Origin of the sequence: Nonomuraea sp. NPDC026600 (assembly GCF_040638335.1) — a bacterium.
Taxonomy (GTDB): Bacteria; Actinomycetota; Actinomycetes; order Streptosporangiales; family Streptosporangiaceae; genus Nonomuraea.
Window position 1 is genome coordinate 127,559 of the sequence record NZ_JBEZYD010000013.1, and the last position, 21,381, is coordinate 148,939.

Annotated in this window: 24 protein-coding genes and 1 pseudogene; 14 read left to right on the forward strand and 11 right to left on the reverse strand. The window is 69.5% G+C overall.

The annotated features are described in order from the left end of the window. The first annotated feature begins 72 nt into the window (after window positions 1–72). Complete coding sequence (locus AB0F17_RS28900) at window positions 73–684, forward strand: hypothetical protein (RefSeq protein ID WP_358028900.1); 612 nt, start codon at window positions 73–75, stop codon at window positions 682–684. 69 nt (window positions 685–753) lie between these two features. Here the strand turns inward: AB0F17_RS28900 and AB0F17_RS28905 are convergent, their stop codons facing one another. From AB0F17_RS28905 to AB0F17_RS28925, 5 genes are all read right to left on the reverse strand, one after another. Beyond that, window positions 754–1,434: a copper homeostasis protein CutC gene (locus AB0F17_RS28905; protein ID WP_358028902.1), complete on the reverse strand. Its 681-nt coding sequence runs from the start codon at window positions 1,432–1,434 to the stop codon at window positions 754–756. A gap of 123 nt (window positions 1,435–1,557) precedes the next feature. Continuing rightward, entirely contained in the window at window positions 1,558–2,160 is a 603-nt protein-coding gene (locus AB0F17_RS28910; protein ID WP_358028905.1) for a GNAT family N-acetyltransferase, read from the reverse strand. A 198-nt stretch (window positions 2,161–2,358) separates the two neighbouring features. After that, window positions 2,359–3,108 (reverse strand): GntR family transcriptional regulator, encoded by a 750-nt coding sequence (locus AB0F17_RS28915; protein WP_214642998.1) that lies wholly within the window; start codon window positions 3,106–3,108, stop codon window positions 2,359–2,361. 772 nt (window positions 3,109–3,880) lie between these two features. Continuing rightward, window positions 3,881–4,300, reverse strand: a complete 420-nt coding sequence (locus AB0F17_RS28920) for an OB-fold domain-containing protein (RefSeq protein WP_358028908.1) — start codon at window positions 4,298–4,300, stop codon at window positions 3,881–3,883. A gap of 3 nt (window positions 4,301–4,303) precedes the next feature. Further along, entirely contained in the window at window positions 4,304–5,473 is a 1,170-nt protein-coding gene (locus tag AB0F17_RS28925; RefSeq protein ID WP_358028910.1) for an acetyl-CoA acetyltransferase, read from the reverse strand. A gap of 249 nt (window positions 5,474–5,722) precedes the next feature. Here AB0F17_RS28925 and AB0F17_RS28930 point away from each other — a divergent pair, with 249 nt between their 5' ends. From AB0F17_RS28930 to AB0F17_RS28965, 8 genes are all read left to right on the forward strand, one after another. Continuing rightward, window positions 5,723–6,244 carry a flavin reductase family protein gene (locus tag AB0F17_RS28930; protein ID WP_358029246.1) on the forward strand — a complete coding sequence of 174 codons (522 nt, stop codon included), beginning with the start codon at window positions 5,723–5,725 and terminating at the stop codon, window positions 6,242–6,244. A gap of 24 nt (window positions 6,245–6,268) precedes the next feature. Next, window positions 6,269–7,384, forward strand: a complete 1,116-nt coding sequence (locus AB0F17_RS28935) for an acyl-CoA dehydrogenase family protein (protein WP_358028912.1) — start codon at window positions 6,269–6,271, stop codon at window positions 7,382–7,384. A 64-nt stretch (window positions 7,385–7,448) separates the two neighbouring features. Continuing rightward, entirely contained in the window at window positions 7,449–8,222 is a 774-nt protein-coding gene (locus AB0F17_RS28940) for an SDR family oxidoreductase (protein WP_358028914.1), read from the forward strand. 32 nt (window positions 8,223–8,254) lie between these two features. Beyond that, window positions 8,255–8,686, forward strand: coding sequence for a PadR family transcriptional regulator (locus AB0F17_RS28945; protein ID WP_358028915.1), 432 nt, complete (start codon window positions 8,255–8,257; stop codon window positions 8,684–8,686). Beyond that, complete coding sequence (locus AB0F17_RS28950; RefSeq protein WP_358028918.1) at window positions 8,683–9,663, forward strand: hypothetical protein; 981 nt, start codon at window positions 8,683–8,685, stop codon at window positions 9,661–9,663. Before AB0F17_RS28945 ends, AB0F17_RS28950 begins: the two co-directional genes overlap by 4 nt. A 75-nt stretch (window positions 9,664–9,738) precedes the next feature. Continuing rightward, a complete protein-coding gene (locus AB0F17_RS28955; protein ID WP_358028921.1) occupies window positions 9,739–11,034 on the forward strand; it encodes a DUF2252 domain-containing protein in 1,296 nt (431 codons plus the stop codon). A 67-nt stretch (window positions 11,035–11,101) separates the two neighbouring features. Then, on the forward strand, window positions 11,102–12,304 hold the full coding sequence (locus tag AB0F17_RS28960; RefSeq protein WP_358028924.1) for a hypothetical protein: 1,203 nt from the start codon (window positions 11,102–11,104) through the stop codon (window positions 12,302–12,304). A gap of 47 nt (window positions 12,305–12,351) precedes the next feature. After that, entirely contained in the window at window positions 12,352–13,098 is a 747-nt protein-coding gene (locus AB0F17_RS28965; RefSeq protein WP_358028927.1) for an SDR family oxidoreductase, read from the forward strand. Window positions 13,099–13,129: 31 nt separating this feature from the next. Here AB0F17_RS28965 and AB0F17_RS28970 read toward each other — a convergent pair whose 3' ends face one another. The 3 genes from AB0F17_RS28970 to AB0F17_RS28980 all read right to left on the reverse strand — a co-directional run bounded on the left by AB0F17_RS28970 (window position 13,130) and on the right by AB0F17_RS28980 (window position 14,625). Beyond that, complete coding sequence (locus AB0F17_RS28970) at window positions 13,130–13,924, reverse strand: hypothetical protein (protein WP_358028930.1); 795 nt, start codon at window positions 13,922–13,924, stop codon at window positions 13,130–13,132. A 112-nt stretch (window positions 13,925–14,036) separates the two neighbouring features. Continuing rightward, window positions 14,037–14,285 (reverse strand): hypothetical protein, encoded by a 249-nt coding sequence (locus tag AB0F17_RS28975; RefSeq protein WP_358028932.1) that lies wholly within the window; start codon window positions 14,283–14,285, stop codon window positions 14,037–14,039. 82 nt (window positions 14,286–14,367) lie between these two features. Then, complete coding sequence (locus AB0F17_RS28980; RefSeq protein WP_358028935.1) at window positions 14,368–14,625, reverse strand: hypothetical protein; 258 nt, start codon at window positions 14,623–14,625, stop codon at window positions 14,368–14,370. A 148-nt stretch (window positions 14,626–14,773) separates the two neighbouring features. Between AB0F17_RS28980 and AB0F17_RS28985 the strand changes: the two genes are divergently transcribed. Beyond that, on the forward strand, window positions 14,774–15,523 hold the full coding sequence (locus AB0F17_RS28985) for an NIPSNAP family protein (protein ID WP_358028938.1): 750 nt from the start codon (window positions 14,774–14,776) through the stop codon (window positions 15,521–15,523). Window positions 15,524–15,549: 26 nt separating this feature from the next. Here AB0F17_RS28985 and AB0F17_RS28990 read toward each other — a convergent pair whose 3' ends face one another. From AB0F17_RS28990 to AB0F17_RS29000, 3 genes and pseudogenes are all read right to left on the reverse strand, one after another. Beyond that, window positions 15,550–16,011 (reverse strand): hypothetical protein, encoded by a 462-nt coding sequence (locus AB0F17_RS28990; protein WP_358028941.1) that lies wholly within the window; start codon window positions 16,009–16,011, stop codon window positions 15,550–15,552. A 331-nt stretch (window positions 16,012–16,342) separates the two neighbouring features. Beyond that, window positions 16,343–17,258: pseudogene (locus AB0F17_RS28995) on the reverse strand (SDR family oxidoreductase). A 30-nt stretch (window positions 17,259–17,288) separates the two neighbouring features. Continuing rightward, on the reverse strand, window positions 17,289–18,059 hold the full coding sequence (locus tag AB0F17_RS29000) for an SDR family oxidoreductase (RefSeq protein WP_358028943.1): 771 nt from the start codon (window positions 18,057–18,059) through the stop codon (window positions 17,289–17,291). 46 nt (window positions 18,060–18,105) lie between these two features. Between AB0F17_RS29000 and AB0F17_RS29005 the strand changes: the two genes are divergently transcribed. The 4 genes from AB0F17_RS29005 to AB0F17_RS29020 are packed head-to-tail and all read left to right on the forward strand — an operon-like array spanning window position 18,106 to window position 21,368. Beyond that, window positions 18,106–18,843: an enoyl-CoA hydratase family protein gene (locus AB0F17_RS29005; protein WP_358028946.1), complete on the forward strand. Its 738-nt coding sequence runs from the start codon at window positions 18,106–18,108 to the stop codon at window positions 18,841–18,843. A 17-nt stretch (window positions 18,844–18,860) separates the two neighbouring features. Further along, window positions 18,861–19,634, forward strand: a complete 774-nt coding sequence (locus tag AB0F17_RS29010) for a CoA-transferase (protein ID WP_358029249.1) — start codon at window positions 18,861–18,863, stop codon at window positions 19,632–19,634. Further along, a complete protein-coding gene (locus AB0F17_RS29015) occupies window positions 19,621–20,343 on the forward strand; it encodes a CoA-transferase (protein WP_358028948.1) in 723 nt (240 codons plus the stop codon). Before AB0F17_RS29010 ends, AB0F17_RS29015 begins: the two co-directional genes overlap by 14 nt. Next, a complete protein-coding gene (locus AB0F17_RS29020) occupies window positions 20,340–21,368 on the forward strand; it encodes a nitronate monooxygenase (protein WP_358028950.1) in 1,029 nt (342 codons plus the stop codon). Before AB0F17_RS29015 ends, AB0F17_RS29020 begins: the two co-directional genes overlap by 4 nt. The last annotated feature ends 13 nt before the right edge of the window (window positions 21,369–21,381 follow it).

Sequence of the window (21,381 nt, forward strand, 5' to 3'; positions counted from 1 at the left end):
GTATACCCCCTAGGTCAAGCGGGGGTCAGTGCCTTAGATGATTCCGTAACGCTGGGGTTCCCGAAGGTCCTCATGGAGGCGTACCTGGGGCAGTTCTGCGGCTTCCTGGAGCGGCTCGAGAGGGAGCTGGACGTCGAGCTGCGGTTCGAGATCCAGGTCGAGGCGCCGCAGACCGTGCTGTTCCTGCGCGGGGAGCTGGCCGAGTCGTTCGGGGGGCGGCTGGCGGGCGCGCACTTCGGGGTGTTCGACTACACGGCGGCGCTCGGGCTGCCGCCGCACGAGCAGCGGCTCGACCATCCGGCCTGCGACCACGCGCGGCACGTGATGCAGACGGCGTTCGCGGGCACCGGGGTCGAGCTCTCCGACGGATCGCTGGCCGCCGCCCCCGCCTCCGGGTCGGCCGAGGACGTGCACGCGCTGTGGCGGCGGCACGCCGAGCTCGTCAGGCACTCGCTGGGGCACGGGTTCTACCAGGGCTGGGACATGCATCCCTCGCACCTGGTGAGCAGGTTCGCCACGGTTTACGCCTTCCATCTGGCGCGGTACGACTCCTACCGGGACCGGGTGCGGGCCTGGGAGGAGCGGCGCGCGGCCCGGGGCGGCGTCATGGACGAGCCCGCCACGATCAAGACGCTCGCCGCCGCGCTCCGCCGCGCCGACGCGGCGCTCACACTCCCAGACTGAGCCCGCCGCGGCCACCGAGGGCGATCGCCGACGCTGAGGGCGGTCGCGCGCGCTCTGGGCGCGCTGGGGTCAGTCGCGGTCGACGAGGGTGCGCCACTGGCGGACGCGGCGCTGGTCGACTGGCATGGACCAGTTCTCCCGTACGGCCGAGCCCACGTGGAACGCGCGGATGCCGTAGTCCAGCAGCGACGGCACGTAGGCGGGCTTGAGCCCGCCGCCCGCCAGGATGATGGACCCGTCGCCCGCGTCGGCCCGGCTCTTGAGCACCGGCAGCCCGGAGCGCACGCCGGCGGGCGAGCCCGCCGTGAGCACCGTGGCCAGGTTGGGCAGCAGCCGGACCGCACGCCACGACGCCTGGACGTCGGCCGCGTGGTCGACGGCCCGGTGAAAGGTCCACGGCAGCGGCGACGCCGCGTGGATCAGCGCCTCGGTGGCCGCCAGGTCGACGGCGCCCGCGTCGTCGAGGAAACCGAACACGAATCCCGCCGCACCCGCCTGGGCCAGCGCCTTGACGTCGAGGCGGAGCCGGTCGAGCACCTCGGGGCCGGCGGTGAAGGTCGCGTCGCAGCGCAGCATCACCATCTGGGGCAGCGGGCACTCCGCGGCGATCGCGGCGACCGTCTCCGGAGCAGGGGTCAGCCCGTCGGCACCCATGTCGGCGACGACCTCAAGACGGTCGGCTCCGCCCTGCTCAGCGGCCACGGCGTCGCGCACGTTCAGCGCGATCACCTCTAGGAGGGATCCGGTCATGCTGGAGAGGTTATATGGTGCTCTGCCCATTTCCGTGAGCGAAGAGGGATAAAAATCCCCACCGGCCGTGCCCCACTGGGGAGAAGCAGGGCACGGTCGTACCGGCAGGTACCGATCAGGTGCTCAGACGCCGATCAACTCGGCGACCGTGAGGTCGCGGAACGCCGTCGTCGCGGCCTCCTCCGCGGGCCGCTCGAAGAGGGCGCCCGAGGAGCGGTGCGGCAGATCGACCGTACGCAGGTGCCGGAAGCCGCGCCGCCGGTAGTAGTCCTGCAACTGCGGGTTGTTCTTGGCGCAGTCGAGCCGGAGCAACCGCGACCCGGAGGCGTGCGCCATGGAGCCCGCCCAGTCCAGCAGGGCGTCCCCGAGGCCGAAGCCCGACCAGGGCCGGGCGACGGCGAGCTTGTGCACGTACAGGGCGGCGCCCGGGTCGTCGGCCCGGCGCCAGAACTCCGGGTCGGCGTGGTCGTCGATGGCGATCGTGGCGACGGGCGGGGCCTCGTCATCCAGCTCGAGGTACCGGAGCTCGTCGTCCACGAGGTAGAGCACCCGCTCGGCGATGAGTGGCTCGATCCGCTCGGGCCCGAAGCCGCCCCGCGGCCACTGGCGCACTCCACGAGAGTGCAGCCATTCGGCCGTGTCGGCGAGGAGGGTCAGGACGCCCGGGAGATCGGCGGCGTCGGCGCGGCGGAGAGCGAGCGGGTGGAGCAGGGTGTTCGAAAGCACGGTTCAGCCCTTCATGACATCGGGTGTCCATGCGAACACAGAACGTGACTATTGGAGCGCGCGCTGGCTCGCACGGGGGGTTTGAGGCGACATCTATCGAGAAATCGCGCATCAAGGGAGTGCGCAGGACTCCCTTTGCCCAGCGAGGCGGGAGGCTCGTCTTAGGCGGCCGGTGGGATCACCCCCAACCGAGCTCGCTCAGCGGCTGTCGAGCTCGTATCTGATCAAGTGCTTGTCGGCGGGGAGCACCGACACGGCGACACGCACTGGCATGTCGCCGTTGTCGTAACCAACCCGGACGTAAACCATGACCGGTGTGCCGAGCTCCAATTGGAGACGCTCGGCTTCTTCCTGGTTGGGCATGCGCGCCCAGATGTCGTCCACCACCCGCACCTGCTCGTGTCCGAGCTCCTCCAGCACCCGGTTCGCCCCCCGCGGAATATCGCCCGGCCGGGCGATCTCCGTGCTGGCGACCAGGTCACGTGGAAAATAGGAATCATTGGTGTTGTACGGCTGGCCGTCGACGAACCGCAGGCGCCGTCGGACGACGGCCAATTCCCCTTCGGCCAGCTCGAGCCGGCTGGCGATCTCCTCGACCGGAGAGACGGTCAAGACCTCTATGTACTGGCTGGGCGCACGACCTTCCTGCGTCACGGCGAAGGCGAAAGCCTCGCGTAGTTCGCCGGACGGTTGCGGCTCCAGCTCGCGCTGCGGATAGATCAGCAGCGGCCTGCGGTCTCGGACGACCGTGCCACGCCGCGGGGTTCGCGTGACCAACCCTTCGTTGACCAGCTCCCCAAGGGCGAGTCGGACAGTGTTGCGACTCACCCCATGGTCTTCCATGAGCTGTGCCTCGGTCGGCAGCTGCGCCCCGGGTCCGAGTACACCGGAGTAGATGGCTCTCCTCAGCTCCGAGGCCACCAGCTGGTACAGGACCGACCTTGCCACTTTCACCCCTTTTGTTCCAACAATTTAGACGATCTGGTTCTAACAGGCCACAACCCCTTGACCAATGGCCATTGCCAGCCGCATCATCCAATCGTTGGTACAAATCCATCGAAAGGTCGGTGAAGGGGGTGAGGGCCGGTGTTACCGGTCCACGCGGGTACGCCGTACCTGCCCTGGCAAGACCCTCGTGAAGCAACACGTTTACTGCGTTACGCGTTGCTTCGCCAGAGCCTCTGTTACACCTACCAGAGCAATGGGAACGGCTCGACCGAGTTGACGGTGTGGAGCAAGGACGGTTCCTTCATCTGGAATGAGGAAGGCGCCACCGTCTCACATCCCATCGATGACCCCGTCGGTGCGGCCCAACGCATCGTCGACCACTACCGACATCCGGAGTCCTCGAAAGAGGGTCGCTCCCCATGAACTCCGTGTGCGAACACTCGGCCTAGGACTCCATCCCTCGCCGGAGTCCTGGTGTCGCCGCACACGGGGCAGGAAGCGCGTCCTGGCGGGTCCCCCACGCCCGCCAGGGCGCGCATTCCTCCTTTTCCATAACATTTGTGGCGCTTCGCGCCTTTTGCCACCATTCTTTGCGCCCAGCCAGGCCCGCGCCATACACCCAGCCCGGTCGAACCCTGCCCCGGAGGCGGGCGCCCGGCGTGCGTGGCCGGCCGTGGTGAGGAGACGGCCAGACCGGGATTGGCTTTCAGGCCCATTACTACCTATCGTTCCCGACTTGGTGGCGCCGCGAAGGATTTCCCGGGGATGCGTGCTACTCAGCTGGCCGCCAATTGAGCAGTGCCAGGTCATCGCCCATGTCCGCGTACACCCCCAGGACCGCCTGACCGTACTCGGGCTCGCGATCGCCGTCCCACCCGCCGTGAATCAGGCAGCCGGGCACGGCGGCGAGCCTCACCAGCACCACGACGTACGGCTCGGTCGAGCCGGGCATGAACGGCCGGCGGTTGACGATCCAGCTCTCCACCGTGCCCTCCGGCGCGACCGCCTCCCAATGCCACCTCTCGGTACGGCAGGCCGGGCAGAAGGCCCTGGCCGGGAAGCGGGGGGTGTGACAGGTGTCACAGCGCTGGACCGTGAACTCGTGGCCGGCGAGCCGCTCCCACCAGTCCTTGGAGTCCCGATCAGGGGTCGGCCGCACGCCTCGGGGCGGCCTGCCGTACCGGTCAGGCATGGGTCAGCCCTTTCTGAGCAGGAGGGCCGAGGTGGCGGGCAGGATGTAGCCGGGCTGGGCGGTCGACAGAGCCACCTCGGCGCCGGCGACCTGCCGGTCACCCGCGTCCCCGCGTAGCTGGGAGACGGCCTCGGCTATGTGGTTGATGCCGTGCACGTAGCCCTCCGACAGGAAGCCGCCGTGCGTGTTGACCGGGAGCGGGCCGCCGAGGGCTGTCGCGCCGGAAGCGACGTACGGGCCGCCCTCGCCTTTGGCGCAGAAGCCGTAGTCCTCCAACTGGACGATCACCGAGTAGGTGAAGCAGTCGTACAGCTCCGCCACGTCGATGTCGGCCGGGCCGAGTCCGGCCTGGGCGTACAGGCGCGGGGCCAGCGCGGCGGCGGCCGTGGTGGTGGGGTCGGCCCGGCCGCCGGACAGGTGCGAGTCGCCACCGCCCCAGGCCGCGCCCGAGATCAGCACCGGCGGGCGGCGCAGCGAGCGGGCGCGCTCGGCGGTCGTGACGACCAGCGCGCACGCGCCGTCGGTCTCCAGGCAGCAGTCCAGCAGGCGGAACGGCTCGGCGATCCACCTGCTGGCCAGGTAGTCGTCGAGGGTGATGGGGGTGCGCATGAGAGCGCGCGGATTCTTGACGGCATTCGCCCGCTGAGTGACGGCCAGTCGCCCGAAATGCTCCGCTTTAGTGCCGTATTTCTGCATATGGGCTTTTGCGTACATCGCATATTGCTGTGGTGGCGCGAAATAGCCGTATGGCGCTTGATATTGCACCTCGGGGCTCACCGGAAGGCCCCGCCCGGTGCCGCCCATGCGGAACTCCGACCGGGCGTTGATCGCGCGATAACAGACGACGGTCTCGGCCATGCCGGCCGCCACGGCCAGCGCCGCCTGCGCCACGACCGCGTGCGAGACGCTGCCGCCGCCGAACTGGTCGAGGTACCAGGTCGGATCGGCCATGCCGAGCGCGGGGCCCACCAGGGACGGGGCCGCCGAGTCGCCCACGCGATGGGTGGCCAGGCCCTCGACGTCGCCGGGGCCGAGGCCGGCGTCGTCGAGGGCGGCCATGATCGCGCGACAGGCCAGGGTGAGCGTGCTGACCCCCGAGTCCTTGGTGAAGGGCGTGTAACCGACTCCCACCACGGCCGTACGATCCCGGAACTCAAGCAAGCGCTTGGCCATCCTGAAACGCTAGGCCCGACCGTCCACATATGTCAACGGGGAGGTATGCCTGGCACGCCAACCTGCGCCGCATTTCGCTTGACACCTTTTCCGCCGCACGCCTACCGTCCAAGCAAGCGCTTGGTAAGATACGATGCAAGCGGCGATGAGGAGGAGACCATGAGCACACACGCTGCCCGGCTGATCACGCCGGACGGCTGTGGCGGCCCCCCGGCGCCGTACCAGCGCAGGACTCTCAACGGAGCCTCGATGTCGAACGGCCAGTCCCACGAGAGCGGCAACGGCCAGCTCGACAGCCGGAGGTTCAGGTCGGTGCTGGGCAGGTTCGCCACCGGTGTGGTGGCGATCACCGCGCTCGACCCGATGAACCGCGAGCCGTGCGGTCTGGCGGCCAACTCCTTCACCTCGGTGTCGCTCGACCCGCCGCTGGTGGCGTTCTGCGTGGCGCACACCAGCACGAGCTGGCCCAAGGTGCGCGGCGCCAAGGTCATCACCGTGAACGTGCTCGCCGAACACCAGCAGCACGTCTGCGCCCAGCTCGCGAGCAGGGGCGGCGACAAGTTCGCCGGGCTGCGGTGGACCGGTTCGCCCGGCGGCAACCCGGTGATCGAGGGCGCCTTGGCCTGGCTCGACTGCGCGATCGAGGCCGAGCACATGGCGGGCGATCACATGATCGTGGTGGCCCGGGTGCTCCAGCTCGACACGCACGCGGACGGCGGCCCGCTGCTGTTCTTCCGCGGCGGCTACGGCGGCTTCGTTGAGCCCGGCTGATCTCGCCGAGCCAGGAGGCCTGCGTTGAGCCTGCGTGAGGAGGCGCGTGCCTGGCTGGCCGAGAACCTCACCGGTGACTTCGCGCACGCCCGCGGCCTTGGCGGTCCCGGGCGCGAGCACGAGGGCCACGAGGTGCGGCTGGCCTGGGAGCGCCACCTCGGCAAGGCGGGCTGGACCTGCCTGGGCTGGCCCGTCGAGTACGGCGGGCGCGACGCCTCGCTCGCCGACCAGGTGGCCTTCCACGAGGAGTACGCCCTGGCGGACGCCCCCGCCCGCGTGGGCCTCATCGGTGAGGGGCTGATCGGGCCGACGATCCTGGAGTTCGGCACCGAGACGCAGAAAGCCCGGTTCCTGCCACCGATCCAGCGTGGCGACGAGCTGTGGTGCCAGGGCTACTCCGAGCCGGAGGCGGGTTCCGATCTGGCCAACGTCCAGACGAAGGCGTACCTGTCAGGCGACGAGTGGGTCATCACGGGGCAGAAGGTGTGGACGTCGCTGGCCCACGTGTCCGGCTGGTGCTTCGCGCTCTGCCGTACGGAAGCGGGCTCCCAGCGGCACCGTGGCCTGTCGTACCTGCTCGTGCCCATGGACCAGCCCGGCGTCGAGGTGCGGCCGATCGTGCAGATGACCGGGACGTCCGAGTTCAACGAGGTGTTCTTCGACGGGGCCAGGACCGCGGCCGGCAACGTGCTCGGCGCGCCCGGCGACGGGTGGCGCGTCGCGATGGCCACGCTCGGCTACGAGCGGGGCGTCTCCACGCTGGGGCAGCAGATCGGGTTCCGGCGGGAGCTGGCCCGGGTGATCGAGGTCGCCCGGCGCACGGGCGCGGCCGACGATCCGGTGCTGCGCGACCGGCTGGTGCGCTCGTGGCTGGAGCTGGAGATCATGCGGCTCAACGCGCTGCGGGCCGATCCGGGGCCGGTGGCGTCGATCGCCAAGCTGTACTGGTCGGAGTGGCATCGCAGGCTGGGCGAGCTGGCGCAGGCCGTACAGCACAAGTCCGGACTTGTCGCCCGCGACGGCGAGCTCAACGACCTTCAGCGGCTGTATCTGTTCAGCCGGGCGGACACGATCTATGCGGGTTCGAGCGAAATCCAGCGGAACATCATCGCCGAGCGCACCCTTGGACTCCCTCGCTGAACTCCCCCGCCGAACTCCCCCGCCGAACTCCCCCGCTGAAACTCCCCCCGCTGATTGGAGCACGATGGCACTCCCCTATCCGAAGGCGCACGGGCTGCTCGACGGCAAGGTCACGCTGGTCACGGCGGCGGCGGGGGCCGGGATCGGGTACGCGACGGCCAAGCGCTGCGCCGAGGAGGGCGCCACGATCGTCATCTCGGACCGGCATGAGCGCCGCCTGTCCGCCGCGGCCGACTCGCTGACCGAGCTCACCGGCGTCAAGCCGCTGGCGGTGCCGTGCGACGTGACGTCGGAGGCCCAGGTGCTGGCGCTGTTCGACGCGGTAGTGGAGGCGCACGGCCGGCTGGACGTGGTGGTCAACAACGCCGGGCTCGGTGGTACGGCGTCGCTGGCCGAGATGACCGACGACCAGTGGCACACCGTCATCGACGTGACCCTGAACGGCACCATGCGCTGCACCAGGGCCGCGCTGAAGCAGATGATCGCGCAGGGCTCCGGGGTGATCGTGAACAACGCCTCCGTGATCGGCTGGCGGGCACAGCGGGGGCAGTCGCACTACGCGGCGGCCAAGGCCGGGGTGATGGCGCTGACCAGGTGCGTCGCCCTGGAGGTGGCCGAGCACGGCGTGCGGGTCAACGCGGTGGCGCCTTCGCTGGCCGTACACCCGTTCCTGGCGAAGGTGACGAGTGAGGAGCTGCTGGCGGAGCTGGCTGCGGCGGAGGCGTTCAAGCGCTCGGCGGAGCCGTGGGAGGTGGCCAACGTGATCGTCTTCCTGGCCAGCGACTACTCCTCGTACATGACCGGCGAGATCGTCTCCGTCTCCTCGCAGCACCCGTGACCATATCCTGAGAGACAGGATATAGTGCGAGGGTGAATATAACGGAGCCCATGTTCCTGGCGCTCACCGCGCTGGTGGACGAGCCGCGGCACGGCTACGGGATCGTCCAGGAGGTCGATCGGCTGTCCGGCGGGCGGGTGCAGCTCAAGATCGGCTCCCTGTACGGCGTGCTGGACCGGCTGGCCGGGGAAGGGCTGGTGGCGCTCGACCGGGAAGAGGTGGCGCAGGGCCGGTTGCGCCGCTACTACCGGCTGACCGACTCCGGGGCCGGGGCGCTGGAGGAGGAGGCGGGCCGCCTGGCGGCCAACGCCCGCGCGGCGACCGCCCGGCTCCGGGAACGCACCGCCCGCCTGCACCCCGGAACAGCCACCGCCACCACCCTCTCCCGCTTCCTCGCTGAGAACGTCTTGTTCACGCGGCGGTCCCACGGCGGCGCGGTCGCCGATGCCGGAGGTGCCAGGTGAACGAGTTGAACGAGTTGCTCGAACAGCGCTACCGCACCGTCCTGCGGCTGCTCCCCCGTTCGTACCGGGCCGAGCGGGAGGAGGAGATGGTGGCCGCGTTCATGGAGGGCGGCGAGGTGCCCGACGAGGAGAACCCCCGGCCCGGCTGGGGGGAGATCGCCAGCGTGCTCGCCCTCTCGACACGCGTACGGCTCGGCGGAGCGGGCGCGACACCCCGGTTCGTCGCCTGGGGCGCGGCCGTCAGGCTGGTGGCGACACTGGGGCTCGCCTTCCACGCGGCGGCCGGCGCCTTCACCCTCACCTCCCTCGCCTTCACGGCGCCCGGCTCGATGACACGGCCACTCGGCGTGCTCGCGGCGGCTCTCTGGGCGGCGGCGTTCGTGCTGCTGATGCGCGGGCACGTCCGGACGGCCAAGCCGGTGGCGCTCGCGGCCGGCGCGGCAGCCCTGGTCGAGCTCGCCGCCTGGCAGATCGCAGGCGGCCTGTTCGTGCCTCTGGACGTGGTGTCACCGGTCCTGAACGTCGTGGTGCCGCTGGCGGCCCTGTTCGCCGGCTTCCACAGCGACGTCCCGCCAGTGCGGCGAGCGTGGCTACCGACCGTCCTGCCGCTGGCCGCCGGGCTGGTGCTGAGGGCCGTCGTCCTCGCCCTGCTGGCGCCTGCGCTGGGGAAGGTGCCGCTGTTGTGGCCGTGGGTGGACCTGATGGGTCTGGCCACGGTGGCGCTCGTGGCGGCCGGGATCGTCTGCCTCGCGCGCAACCTGCCCGCGTACGTGCCGCTCGCGCTGGCGATCCTCGGGACGCTGATGCTGCCGTCGCGGCTGTCGGTGGTGGACGACAGCTACCTGAGCTCGGGACCGGCAGTGCTGTGGGCGTCCAGCGTGGGCCAGTGCGTGGCGCTGGTCGTCATGGTGGTGCTGCTCGCGGTCGCAGGCTTGCGCGGGTTGCCGGCCACACGACAGAGCCGGGCGACCGTCTGAAGATCGGCGGGGCTCCACCCTGACAGGGAAAGACCAGGGTAGGCGGGCGAGCTGGGAAGACTTAGTGTCCGAGACATGGGCACACGCGCTTCCCACCTGCTAGATGTCCTCATGATGGAGTTCGGCGAGTCGATCAAGCGAGACCCCGCGGCATTCAGGCGGAAATTTCGGAAGATGGCGGCATCCCCTTTTGCGTTCTACCGGGGCAGCGCCTGCCTGTTCTACGCGGACCTCGCCGAAGGATTCGCGGACCAGTCATACCTTGACGAAGCAACCAGCCGCGTATGGATCCACGGCGATCTGCACGCCGAGAACTTCGGCACCTACATGAACGCCTCAGGGGTACTGGTCTTCAACGTCAACGACTTCGACGAGGCGTACGTGGGGCCGTACGTCTGGGACCTCAAGCGGTTCGCCGCGAGCGTGGCGCTGATCGGGTACGCCAAGGCCCTGTCGGACGACGCGATCAGCGGGCTCGTGAGTGACTTCGGGAGCGCGTACCTGGCCGAACTGAGCGGCATCGCACACGGCGGGGACGACGCGATCGGGTCGCTCACGCTCGACACCACCGGCGGCGTGCTGCACCGGGTGCTGCAGACGGCCCGGCTGAGCACGCGGGTGGCGATGCTGGACGTCGAGACCGTGATCGACGACTACGACCGGCGGTTCGCGTTCATGGACGGGCGAGAGCCCGTCGACGCGGCGACGCGGGACGCCGTGCTGGCCGCGTTCGAGGACTACCTGACGACCCTGCCCACGCAGTCGAACCCGGTCGAGCACGTGATCAAGGACGTGGCGCTGCGCAAGGGCGTGGGGATCGGGTCCGCGGGGCTGCCGTCGTACAACCTGCTGCTGGAGGGGCGCTCGCAGGCGCTGGAGAACGACGTCATCCTCTACATGAAGCAGGCGCAGGTGCCCGCGGTGGCTCGCCACATTCCCGACGAGAAGGTCGCGCGTTACTTCCACCACCAGGGGCATCGGACCGCGGAGTCGCAGCGGGCGTTGCAGGCGTACGCCGATCCGTGGCTGGGGTACACGACGCTGAACGGGGTGGGGCAACTGGTGGCGGAGGTCTCGCCGTACTCCGCCGACCTGGGTTGGGACGACGTCAACGAGCCGGCGGAGCTGCGGTCGATCATGCGCGATCTGGGACGGGCCGTGGCGCGCATGCACTCGGTGGCGGACGACGAGTCCAGCCACGACCTGGTGAACTTCTCGACGGAGGAGTCCATCGTGGACGTGGTAAATGGCGACAGACCCGGATTTATAGGGATGCTGGTGGATTTTGCGCACCGTTATGGGGCACAGGCCCGGGAAGACCACCAACGGTTCGTCGACCTCTTCCGCAACGGCCGCCTTCCGGGAGTGTGACTGCCTGGTCCCCGCGGCGTGCGGGTGACCGCCGACGCTCCGGCGCGGTCCCGACGGAAGGAGCATCATGCGGCATCTGGTGGGGTTGCTGCTGGGGACGGAAGAGGACTGGCCGTCGGCGTTCGAGACGGTGCTGCGGCGGCTGGGGCCGGTCAAAGGGGTCGGCGAGTTCGATGTGGAGCGCATCACGATCGAGCCGTTCGACCTGCGCGATCAGCCCCGGCACGATCTGGTGATCGACCGGCTGGCGTACTGGTACTACCACCCGCGCGAGTGGCTCAAGAAGATCGCCATGATGGACGACGTCTATCTGCTGAACAGCCCGTTCACCTTCCAGTCGATGGAGAAGCACGCCGCCTACTGCGCCATGATGCGACTCGGGTTGAAGGTCCCGAAGACGGTGCTCGTGCCGTACAAGAATCCGCCCGACAACACCAAGTACGCCTACACGGCGGCCCGCTACAACCAGCCGTTCGATCTTGACACGGTCGCGGAGGGGATCGGGTATCCGCTGTTCATGAAGCCCTATGACGGCGGGGCGTGGCGCGGGGTGTCGCTGGTGCGCAACCCCGACGAACTCCATCGGGCCTACGACCAGAGCGGCGAGATGCTCATGCATCTGCAGAAGGCGGTCGAGGGGTACGACGCGTTCGCCCGGTCTCTGTCGATCGGGGCGGAGACCATGGTGATGCGGTTCCGGCCCGAAGAGCCGATGCACGCACGGTACGTCGTGGACCACGAGTTCCTCGCCCCGAGTGTGGGCGAGGAGGTGGTCACGATCGGCCGGCTGGTGAACGCGTTCTTCCGATGGGAGTTCAACTCCTGCGAGACGCTGGTCAAGGGCGCGGAGGTGCACCCGATCGACTACGCCAACGCCTGCCCGGATGTCGCGCTGACGAGCCTGCACTACTACTTCCCCTGGGCGATCAAGGCGCTGGTCCGGTGGAGTGTGTTCTGCGTGGGCACCGGGCGGCGGCCCCGGCTCGATCTGGACACGCGGGAGTATTTCGCGGTCACCGGGTCGTACGAGGAGCGGCTGGCGGCCTATCGGCGGCTGGCCGACGACTACTTCGAGACCGACCGCTACCAGGACTTCTGCGACAGCCGGCTGCGCCACCTCGATGAGATCGTGCTGGATTGGGTGGCGGGGCCGGACTTCGACCGGCTGCTCGTCGACACGGTGACGGCCACGTATCCCGCGCACGAGAGAGACCGCTTCGTGGAGCATTTCCGCGGTCTGCTCGGGTTGTGGGTGAAGGACTCCGGCTGAGCGGCGGCGCTGGCTACCGACCAGTTGGTATGGCATGCTTCCGGAACATGACGCTGTTCTCGGTAGAAGGCAAGACCGTCGTCGTCACCGGTGGGTCCCGGGGCATCGGGCGCATGATCGCGACCGGATTCGTCGAGGCCGGGGCGACCGTGTACATCTCCGCCCGCAAAGCGGCCGCGGTGGAGCAGACCGCCAAGGAGCTGGGATGTGTCGCCGTACCGGCTGATCTGTCCACGCCCGAGGGAGTGGACACGCTGGTGGCGGCGGTGGACGGGCCGCTGGACGTGCTGGTGAACAACGCGGGCGCGGCCTGGGGCGCGCCGCTGGAGGAGTATCCGGAGCACGCCTTCGACAAGCTCTGGAACATCAACGTCAAAGGAGTCTTCTTCCTGACCCAGCGGTTCCTGCCGCAGTTGCGGGCGGCGGCCCGCGCGGAGGACCCGGCGCGGGTGATCAACATCGGGTCGATCGACGGGATCAGGGTGCCGTCGGTGGAGAACTACGCCTACTCGGCGTCGAAGGCCGGCGTGCACATGCTGACCCGGCACCTGGCCAGGCAACTGGCGCGCGAGCACATCACGGTGAACGCGATCGCGCCGGGGCCATTCGAGTCGAAGATGATGGCGTTCGCGCTGGATGACCCGGCCATCCGGGAGACCGTCGCGTCCAGTGTGCCGCTGGGGCGCATCGGCCGCCCCGACGACATGGCCGGGGCGGCGATCTATCTGTCCTCGCGCGCCGGCGCCTACCTCACGGGGGCCGTCATTCCGGTTGACGGCGGCATTTCCTGCTAGTCCCGCACAGCCTGCAACGTACTGGGGGATCTCAGAGCAGCTCGCGCAGCGCGGTGGCGAGGTTGGCGGCAGCGCGGGGCTCGTAGCGCAGGTAGAGGTACGGCTCCGTGAGCTCGACCTCCATGACCACCGGGCTGCCGTCGGGGAGCCGGACCAGGTCGATCCTGGCGTATAGAAGGGCCTGGGGGATGGCGGCAAGCACCTTCTTGGCAAGTTCGACCTGGTCCGGGGCCGGTGTGCGCGGATCCGCCCTAACCTGGTCCGCGCCCGTCTTTCCCGGGGTGAGCATGGGAGTGCGCCGGACCGCATGGCTGAACCGGCGGTTGAAGTACAGCAGCGAGGTCTCGCCCTCCGACTCGACCATGTCGAGGTAGGGCTGGACCATGGGGACGCGCCCGGCGGCTGCCAGCGCGGCGGCGTGCGCCTCGGCCTGGCTCCGGTCGGTGGTCCTGATCGTGTCTCGGGCACCCGCCGAGATGGCGGGCTTGACGACGTACTCCTTCCAGTGCGGCATACGCTCCGGAGACCAGTGGGTCGGCACGATGGGCACCCCCAGCTCCCGGAGATAGGTCTTGTCGGTATTGGATTCGAGCACGGCGGCCGGGTTGAGCAGCTTGGTCTCGCGCTCCACACGGCGGGCCCAGGCGAGGAAGTCGGCCCGGCGGTCGAGGTAGTCCCAGACCGACCGGACCACCACCGCGTCGTAGGCGCTCCAGTCGACCGTCGGATCGTCCCATTGCTCGGCACGGCCCTCGATGCCCGCCTCGCGCCACGCGGCCAGAACCCCGTCACGCTCATCATCGTGGTCGTCAGGATTGTCAAACATCGCATACGCACAGATAGGCACCCGGAGATGGTAATGCTCCGCGAGTCAGGCCATTCCTGGCCCGACCTGTCACCTTGACAGCGGATCCACCGCCGGTGCTCATCCTCGGCCTCTAGTCGGAGGTGGTGCTCACGCCTACACCGCTGCGGCCGGTGGCCGTGGCGGCGTTGCCGTTGACGTTGGTGACGTTGGTGCTGGAACCGCTACCGGCGTTTCTGACCTGGACGTTGCCAAAGGTGTTGCCCGACTGCGCGGACGCGGAGTTGGAGCTGCGGGTGTCGGTGTCGGCATGGGCGGGAGCGGCCATCAGGACCGTGCCCGCGGCGACGACGATTCCGGTGGCGCAGAGCTTCTTGATCATTTCGACTTCCTTCCGGAGGATTCTCGTGGGCTCGGGTCTCCGTCGGCCGATGGAGACCGGTGTGCGAGGAAGGGGATCGGGGTCAGTAGAAGATGTACGTCACCGTGGTGCCGCCGTTGGACGCCGTGGTGGCTATGCCGTTGATGTTGTTGACGTTGGTCGCGCTGCCGGCGCCCTCGTTGAGCGCCGCGATGTCGCCGAAGCCGTTTCCGGACTGGGACGAGTAGGTGTTGCCGCTCCAGTTGTCGGTCCAGCCGTCTGCCTGAGCGGGTGCGGCCGGCAGGGTGACGCCGACGGCCGCCGCCATCACGGCACCGGTGACACGCAACTTCTTGATCACTTCAGTGACTTTCTTTGACGTTGTGGGATCAAAGCCAAAGCGATCATATACGAAGCGTAGTAGTTATGTAGCTGTAGGTAATCAGAATATTCTTCTGGCCCATTCCTGCTGACAGTTGATGTCAGTTGTCCGCTCGTAGCATCCCCGCATGATTTATGAGTTCCGGAACTACACGCTGCGTCCCGGCCGACGCGACACGTTGATCGAGCTGTTCGAACGGGAGTTCATCGAGGGGCAGGAGGCAGCCGGGATGGGGGTGGTCGGCCAGTTCCGGGATCTGGACGATCCGAACATGTATCCGTGGATGCGGAAATTTCCGGATATGGAGGCTCGGCGAGCGGCGCTCACGGCCTTCTACGACGGCCCCATCTGGAAGGCCAACCGGGACTCGGCCAACGCGACGATGCTCGACTCCGACAACGTGCTGCTGCTACGCCCGGCACCCGTCCCCTCCTCCGGCTCTTCCGCCGACCCCTCCCCCGGGCCCGCACCCGGCCCCTCCCACGGGCCCGCGCCGCGGCACGCTCTCCGGCCCGCTCCTGATCCCTTTCCGGGTACGGCGCGACCGCCCGTCGGTGCCACCGTCCTGCCCGAGTCGCTGTACGTCGCGATGATCTACCACGTCGGGGACGAGTTCGCCGAGTTCTTCGCCCGGGAGGCCGTACCCGTGCTCAAGGAAGCCGGGGTGCCGCCGATGGCGTGCTTCGAGACCGAGCCCGCCGAGAACACCTTCCCCGCGCTCCCCGTACGTACAGGGGAGCAGGTGTTCATATGGTTCGCCCGGTTCGACCGGCCCTCGGAAGAGCGTGACGTGGCGCTGCCCGGACTGGAGTCCCGGCTGACCGCTCCCCCGCAGCGCCTCCGCCTGGCCCCAACGGCCCGGTCAGCACTCCGCTGAGGGGCCATCGGGCCACCGGCTCGCGTTCAGCACCAGCCGCCACCGTCTACGGATGAACTCATGCGCACATAGAACATGTCCGGCTTGTCCATTGAAACCGACAGATCGACGTCCTTGTCGGCGATGGCTTTGGTGAAACAGAACCAGCCCGCGTCCTCCTCCTCGGTCGAGGGCTGCCACCCGTCCCTCACGGCAACCTCGCGGTAGAAATCGAACACGTCGTCCCCCGCGTCGGGAAGGCGATAGACCTGCTCGACATCCACGATCCGGTCATCCACGTCACAGCTCGCCGTCCGCTCGCCTTGTGGTCGGGCGCCGGACGGGCGCTGGGCGAAGATGCCGTGCGCCGCGAGGGACTGGGCCAACCGGTCCTCGCCGCTGCCGCAGCCATGAGAGGCGAAGAACGAAAGGGCGCCCCCACCGATCCCCATGACACCCAGCACGGCGACGAGAACGACGAAGGCCAAGACAGCGGCCAAAGGTTTCATACACACCGCGATTCATTGGAGCGCGCCGTGGGAGACGTATCGGCTCAATGATGTCGGAGGACCGCTTCCCCGCCCGGCCACCACGGTCCGTAGCGGTGGTCGTGTCTGGATTTCGACTCCGGGAAAGGGCTTTTGAGGTGATCTGGCAGGCGGGTATGGGGTGGGCGTGACGCCTGGCGGACCTCGCACCCAAGACGCCCGCGCGCTGAAGACGGGCCTCAGATCGACGACGCCCGGCGGACCTCACTCTGAAGACGGCCGTGCGCCAGGGACGGGCCTCACGCCGTGGACGGCCGAGCACCGCAGACGGGCCTCAGACGCGCGAAGACCCTCATGCCGAAGACGGCCGAGCACCATAGGCGGGTAGTGGGTCGGGGGCCTCTTCGAGGAGCTTCGTGACGGCGTCGCCCACCTCGGCGGGGGACCAGCGGGCGCCGCGATCGGCGCGTGGGCCGTGGGTCCAGCCGGTGGCGAGCGAGATCACTCCGCCCTCCACCTCGAACACCCGCCCTGTCACCGCCTCCGACGCCACCGAGCCGAGCCAGACCACCAGCGGTGACACGTTCGCCGGGTGCATCGGGTCGAAGCCCGACACGGGCGCGGCCATGGTCTCGGCGAAGACCTCCTCGGTCATGCGGGTGCGGGCGGCGGGGGCGATGGCGTTCACCGTCACGCCGTAGCGGCCCAGTTCGGCGGCGGCCACCTGGGTCAGTGCGACGATGCCCGCCTTGGCGGCCGAGTAGTTGGCCTGGCCGACGCTGCCGAGCAGGCCCGCGCCCGACGAGGTGTTGATCACGCGGGCGGCTGCGGGTGCGCCGGACTTGGCTCGTTCGCGCCAGTACGCGCCCGCGTGCCGCAGCGGCAGGAAGTGGCCCTTGAGATGGACCCGGATCACCTCGTCCCAGTCGTCCTCGCCCATGGAGACCAGCATCCGGTCGCGGACGAACCCGGCGTTGTTCACCAGCACGTCGAGCCCGCCGTACGCGCTGACGGCGGTCTTCACCAGCCGGGCCGCGCCGTTCCAGTCGGCCACGTCGTCGCTGCTGGCCACAGCTTGGCCGCCGAGCGCATGGATCTCCTCGGCCACCCAGCGCGGGACCGCCGGATCTGCCGTCGCCGTCGCGGCCGGTGCCCAGGTCGTTGACCACCACACGGGCGCCCTGCCTGGCGAACTCCAGCGCGTGCTCCCTCCCGATGCCCCGCCCGGCGCCGGTCACGATCACGACGCGGCCGTCACAGATTCCCACACGGACCTCCCAGAAGATCAGGCAGAGATATCAGGAAATATCGTCGGAAGCCAGGTTTTGCCAGGCGGGGATCTCCCCGCCTCCGTGCACGTGTACCTGCGCCCCGGTCACGTACCCGGGCGCGGCCAGCCACAGGCAGACCGAGGCCACGTCGGCAGGCGTCGCCATCCGCCCGGCCGGGATGGCGGTCCCCACGTCCTTTCCGCCGTAGTGATCGAGGGAGTCCTCGGTGGCGGCCAGGCCGACGACGACCGTGTTGACCCGTACGCCGGGGGCCCACTCGGCGGCCAGGCAGTTCGCCAGGTGATGGAGTCCCGCCTTGGCCGCACCGTACGCCGAGGTGCCCGGCGAGGGCCGCACGCCGCTGGAGCTGCCGATCATCACCACGGAGCCGCCCGAGGCGGCGAGCAGCGGGTACGCGCGCTGCGCGACGAGCAGCGGGGCGATCAGGTTGAGCTCGACGATGCGCGTGTGCAGGCGCGGTGACGTGCCCTCCAGCGGCGCGTACGGCGACCCGCCCGCGTTGTTGACGACCACGTCGAGCCGGTCGAGCCCGGAGAACAGCCGCTCCAGGTCGTCGGCGTCCCGCACATCGGCCCGCACGAACCGCACCCCGGTGCCCGCCGAGTGGGGAGGGGGACTCGGCGGCGACACCGGGGGCGGAGGTTCGGGATCGTGGCGGGCGCAGACGATCACTTCGGCTCCGGCGGTGGCGAAGGCGGTGGCGATGCCCGCGCCGATCCCCTTGGTCCCACCGGTCACCAGGACGACCTTGCCCGTGTAGTCGTAAGTCACCGTCACGGGTGCTACCGTACCAAGCAAGCGTTAGGTGCAACCAGGGAGCGGGATGGGAATCACGCTGCGGGACGGCCCGATCGCCGAGGTCGTCGTGGACGTCCCACCGGTGAACGCGCTGCCGGCGCGAGCCTGGCACGAGCTGGCCGGAGCCGTGACGGACGCCGGGCAGGACGAGAAGACCAGGGTCGTCGTGCTGCGAGCCGAGGGCCGGGGCTTCAACGCCGGCGTGGACATCAAGGAGATGCAGGCCACAGAGGGCCACACTGCCCTGATAAATGCGAATAAAGGATGCTTTGCGGCGTTCGCGGCCGTCTACGACTGCCCGGTGCCGGTGATCGTCGCCGTGCACGGCCACTGCGTCGGCGGTGGGGTCGGGCTGGTGGGCAATGCGGACATCGTGCTGGCCAGCGAGGACGCCTACTTCGGCCTGCCGGAGGTGGACCGGGGCGCGCTCGGCGCCGCCACCCACCTGGCCCGGCTGGTACCCCAGCATCTGATGCGCGCCATGGTCTACACGTGCCGGAACGTGACGGCCGCCGAGCTGCACGCGTTCGGCTCGGTGCTGGAGGTGGTGCCACGCGACAAGCTGCGGGACGCGGCGCTGGAGGTGGCGGGCCAGATCGCGGACAAGGACCCGTACGTGATCCGCCGCGCCAAGGAGTCGCTCAACGGCATCGACCCCGTGGACGTGAAGCGCTCCTACCGCTTCGAGCAGGGCTTCACGTTCGAGCTGAACCTGATGGGCGCGGGCGACAGGCACCGGGACCGTTTCGTGGAGGGCTCGTGAGTCTCGTGAGCAAGGTCATGTCCGTCGAGGAGGTCGTGGCCGAGGTCGAGAGCGGCATGACGGTCGGCATCGGCGGCTGGGGCTCGCGGCGCAAGCCGATGGCCCTGGTCGGCGGCCTGCTGCGATCGGACGTCCGGGACCTCACCCTCATCTCGTACGGCGGCCCGGACGTCGGCATGCTCTGCGCCGCCGGGAAGGTGCGCAGGGTGGTGGCCCCGTTCGTCACGCTGGACTCCATCCCGCTCGAACCGCACTTCAGGCGGGCCAGGCAGGGCGGCACGATCGAGTTCACCGAGTACGACGAGGGCATGTTCATGTTCGGGCTGCTGGCGGCGGCGCACCGGCTGCCGTTCCTGCCCACGCGGGCCGGGCTCGGCTCCGACGTCATGCGGGTCAACCCGGGCCTGCGCACGATCCGTTCTCCGTACGAGGACGGGGAGGAGCTGGTCGCCGTGCCCGCGCTGACCATGGACGTCGCGCTGGTGCACCTCAACCGGGCGGACCGGCGCGGCAACGCGCAGTATCTGGGCCCCGACCCGTACTTCGACGACCTCTACGCCAAGGCGGCGGCCCGCTGTTACGTGTCGTGCGAGCGGCTGGTGGACACCGCCGACCTGCTGAAGGAGGGGCCGGTGCAGTCGCTGCTGATCAGCCGGTCGATGGTGACCGGCGTGGTCGAGACCCCGGGCGGCGCGGGCTTCACCGCGTGCGAACCCGACTACGGCCGCGACGAGCGGGAGCAGCGGCGGTACGTGGACACGCCGTGGGAGGAGTTCCATGAGCAGGGCTGACGTGTGCGTGGTCGCCTGCGCGGAGGCGTTCAGGGGTGACGGGGAGATCCTCGCGGCGGGGATCGGCGGGGCGGTCACCGTGCTGGCGGCCCGGCTGGCCAGGCTGACGTTCGAGCCCGAGCTGCTCACACATGACGGCGTCTGCCTGCTGACGGGCGACGTGCCCGCGCTGGGCGAGCGGCCCGAGGTGGTGGAGGGCTGGCTGCCGTTCCGCGAGCACCTGTGGCTGGTGCTGAACGGCCGGCGGCACGTGATGCTCGGCGCGAGCCAGATCGACCGCTTCGGCAACTCGAACATCTCCTGCATCGGCGACTGGGCGCGGCCCAAGGCGCAGCTCCTCGGCGTGCGCGGCGCGCCGGGCAACACGCGCTGCGATCCGACGAGCTACTGGATCCCCCGGCACTCCCCCAAGGTGTTCGTGCCTCAGGTGGACCTGGTCAGCGGTCTCGGCACCGACGCAGGGGCGTACGACCTGCGGCGGGTGGTGACGAACCTGGCCGTGCTCGACTTCCGCACGCCGGACGGGTCGATGCGGCTGGCCTCGGTGCATCCGGGGGTGAGCGTCGCGGAGGTGGTCGCGGCGACCGGGTTCGAGCTGGTGATCCCCGGGGACGTACCCGAGACGCGGGAGCCGACCGCCGAGGAGAGCCGGCTGCTGAAGGAGGTGCTCGACCCGCATGGGTCCCGCGAGCGCGAGGTGGCGGCGTGAAGACCGCGCTGACGGAGCTGGTGGGGTGCCGGTATCCGATCGTGCAGACCGGGATGGGGTACGTCGCGGGCGCGCGGCTCGCGGCGGCCACGTCCGAGGCGGGCGGGCTCGGGATCATCGCCGCCGCGACGATGTCCGTCGGTGAGATGGCCGAGGCGATCAACAGCGTGCGGGAACGCACGGACGCCCCCTTCGGGGTCAACATCCGTTCCGATGCCGACGACGCGGCCGAACGGGTCGAGGTGATGATCCGCGCGGGCGTGCGCGTGGCGTCGTTCGCGCTGGCGCCGCGGCGGGAGCTGATCGACCGGTTGAAGGACGCGGGCGTGGTCACGATCCCGTCGGTGGGCGCGCGCCGGCACGCGGAGAAGGTCGCCGCCTGGGGCGTGGACGCGGTGATCGTGCAGGGCGGCGAGGGCGGCGGGCACACCGGGGCGGTCGCGACGACGCTGCTGCTGCCCCAGGTGGTGGACGCGGTGGACATCCCGGTGATCGCCGCGGGCGGCTTCTTCGACGGGCGTGGGCTGGTGGCCGCGCTGGCGTACGGGGCGTGCGGCATCGCGATGGGCACCCGGTTCCTGCTGACGAGCGACTCGCCGGTGCCGGACGAGGTGAAGAAGGTTTACCTGGCGACGGCCGACACGCTGGTCACCACCAAGGTCGACGGTGTGCCGCACCGGGTGCTCAGGACGCCGTTCGTGGAGTCGCTGGAGCGTTCGCGGCTGCTCAGGGCCGTGGTCAACGGGGCCAGGTTCAAGCGGTTGTCGGGGCTGACGTGGGCCCAGATGCTCCGTGAGGGGCGCCGGATGCGGCACGGCCGCGAGTTGACCTGGGCGCAGGTGCTGCAGGCGGCCAACACGCCGGTGCTGCTGCGGGCCGCGATGGTCGAGGGGCGGGCCGACCTGGGGGTGATGGCCTCCGGGCAGGTGGTCGGGGTGCTCGACGACCTGCCGTCCTGCCGGGAGCTGATCGACCGCGTCATGTCCGAGGCGGCGGCCGTACTGGACCGGCTGACGCCACTGTAAAGCGAGCGGCTGA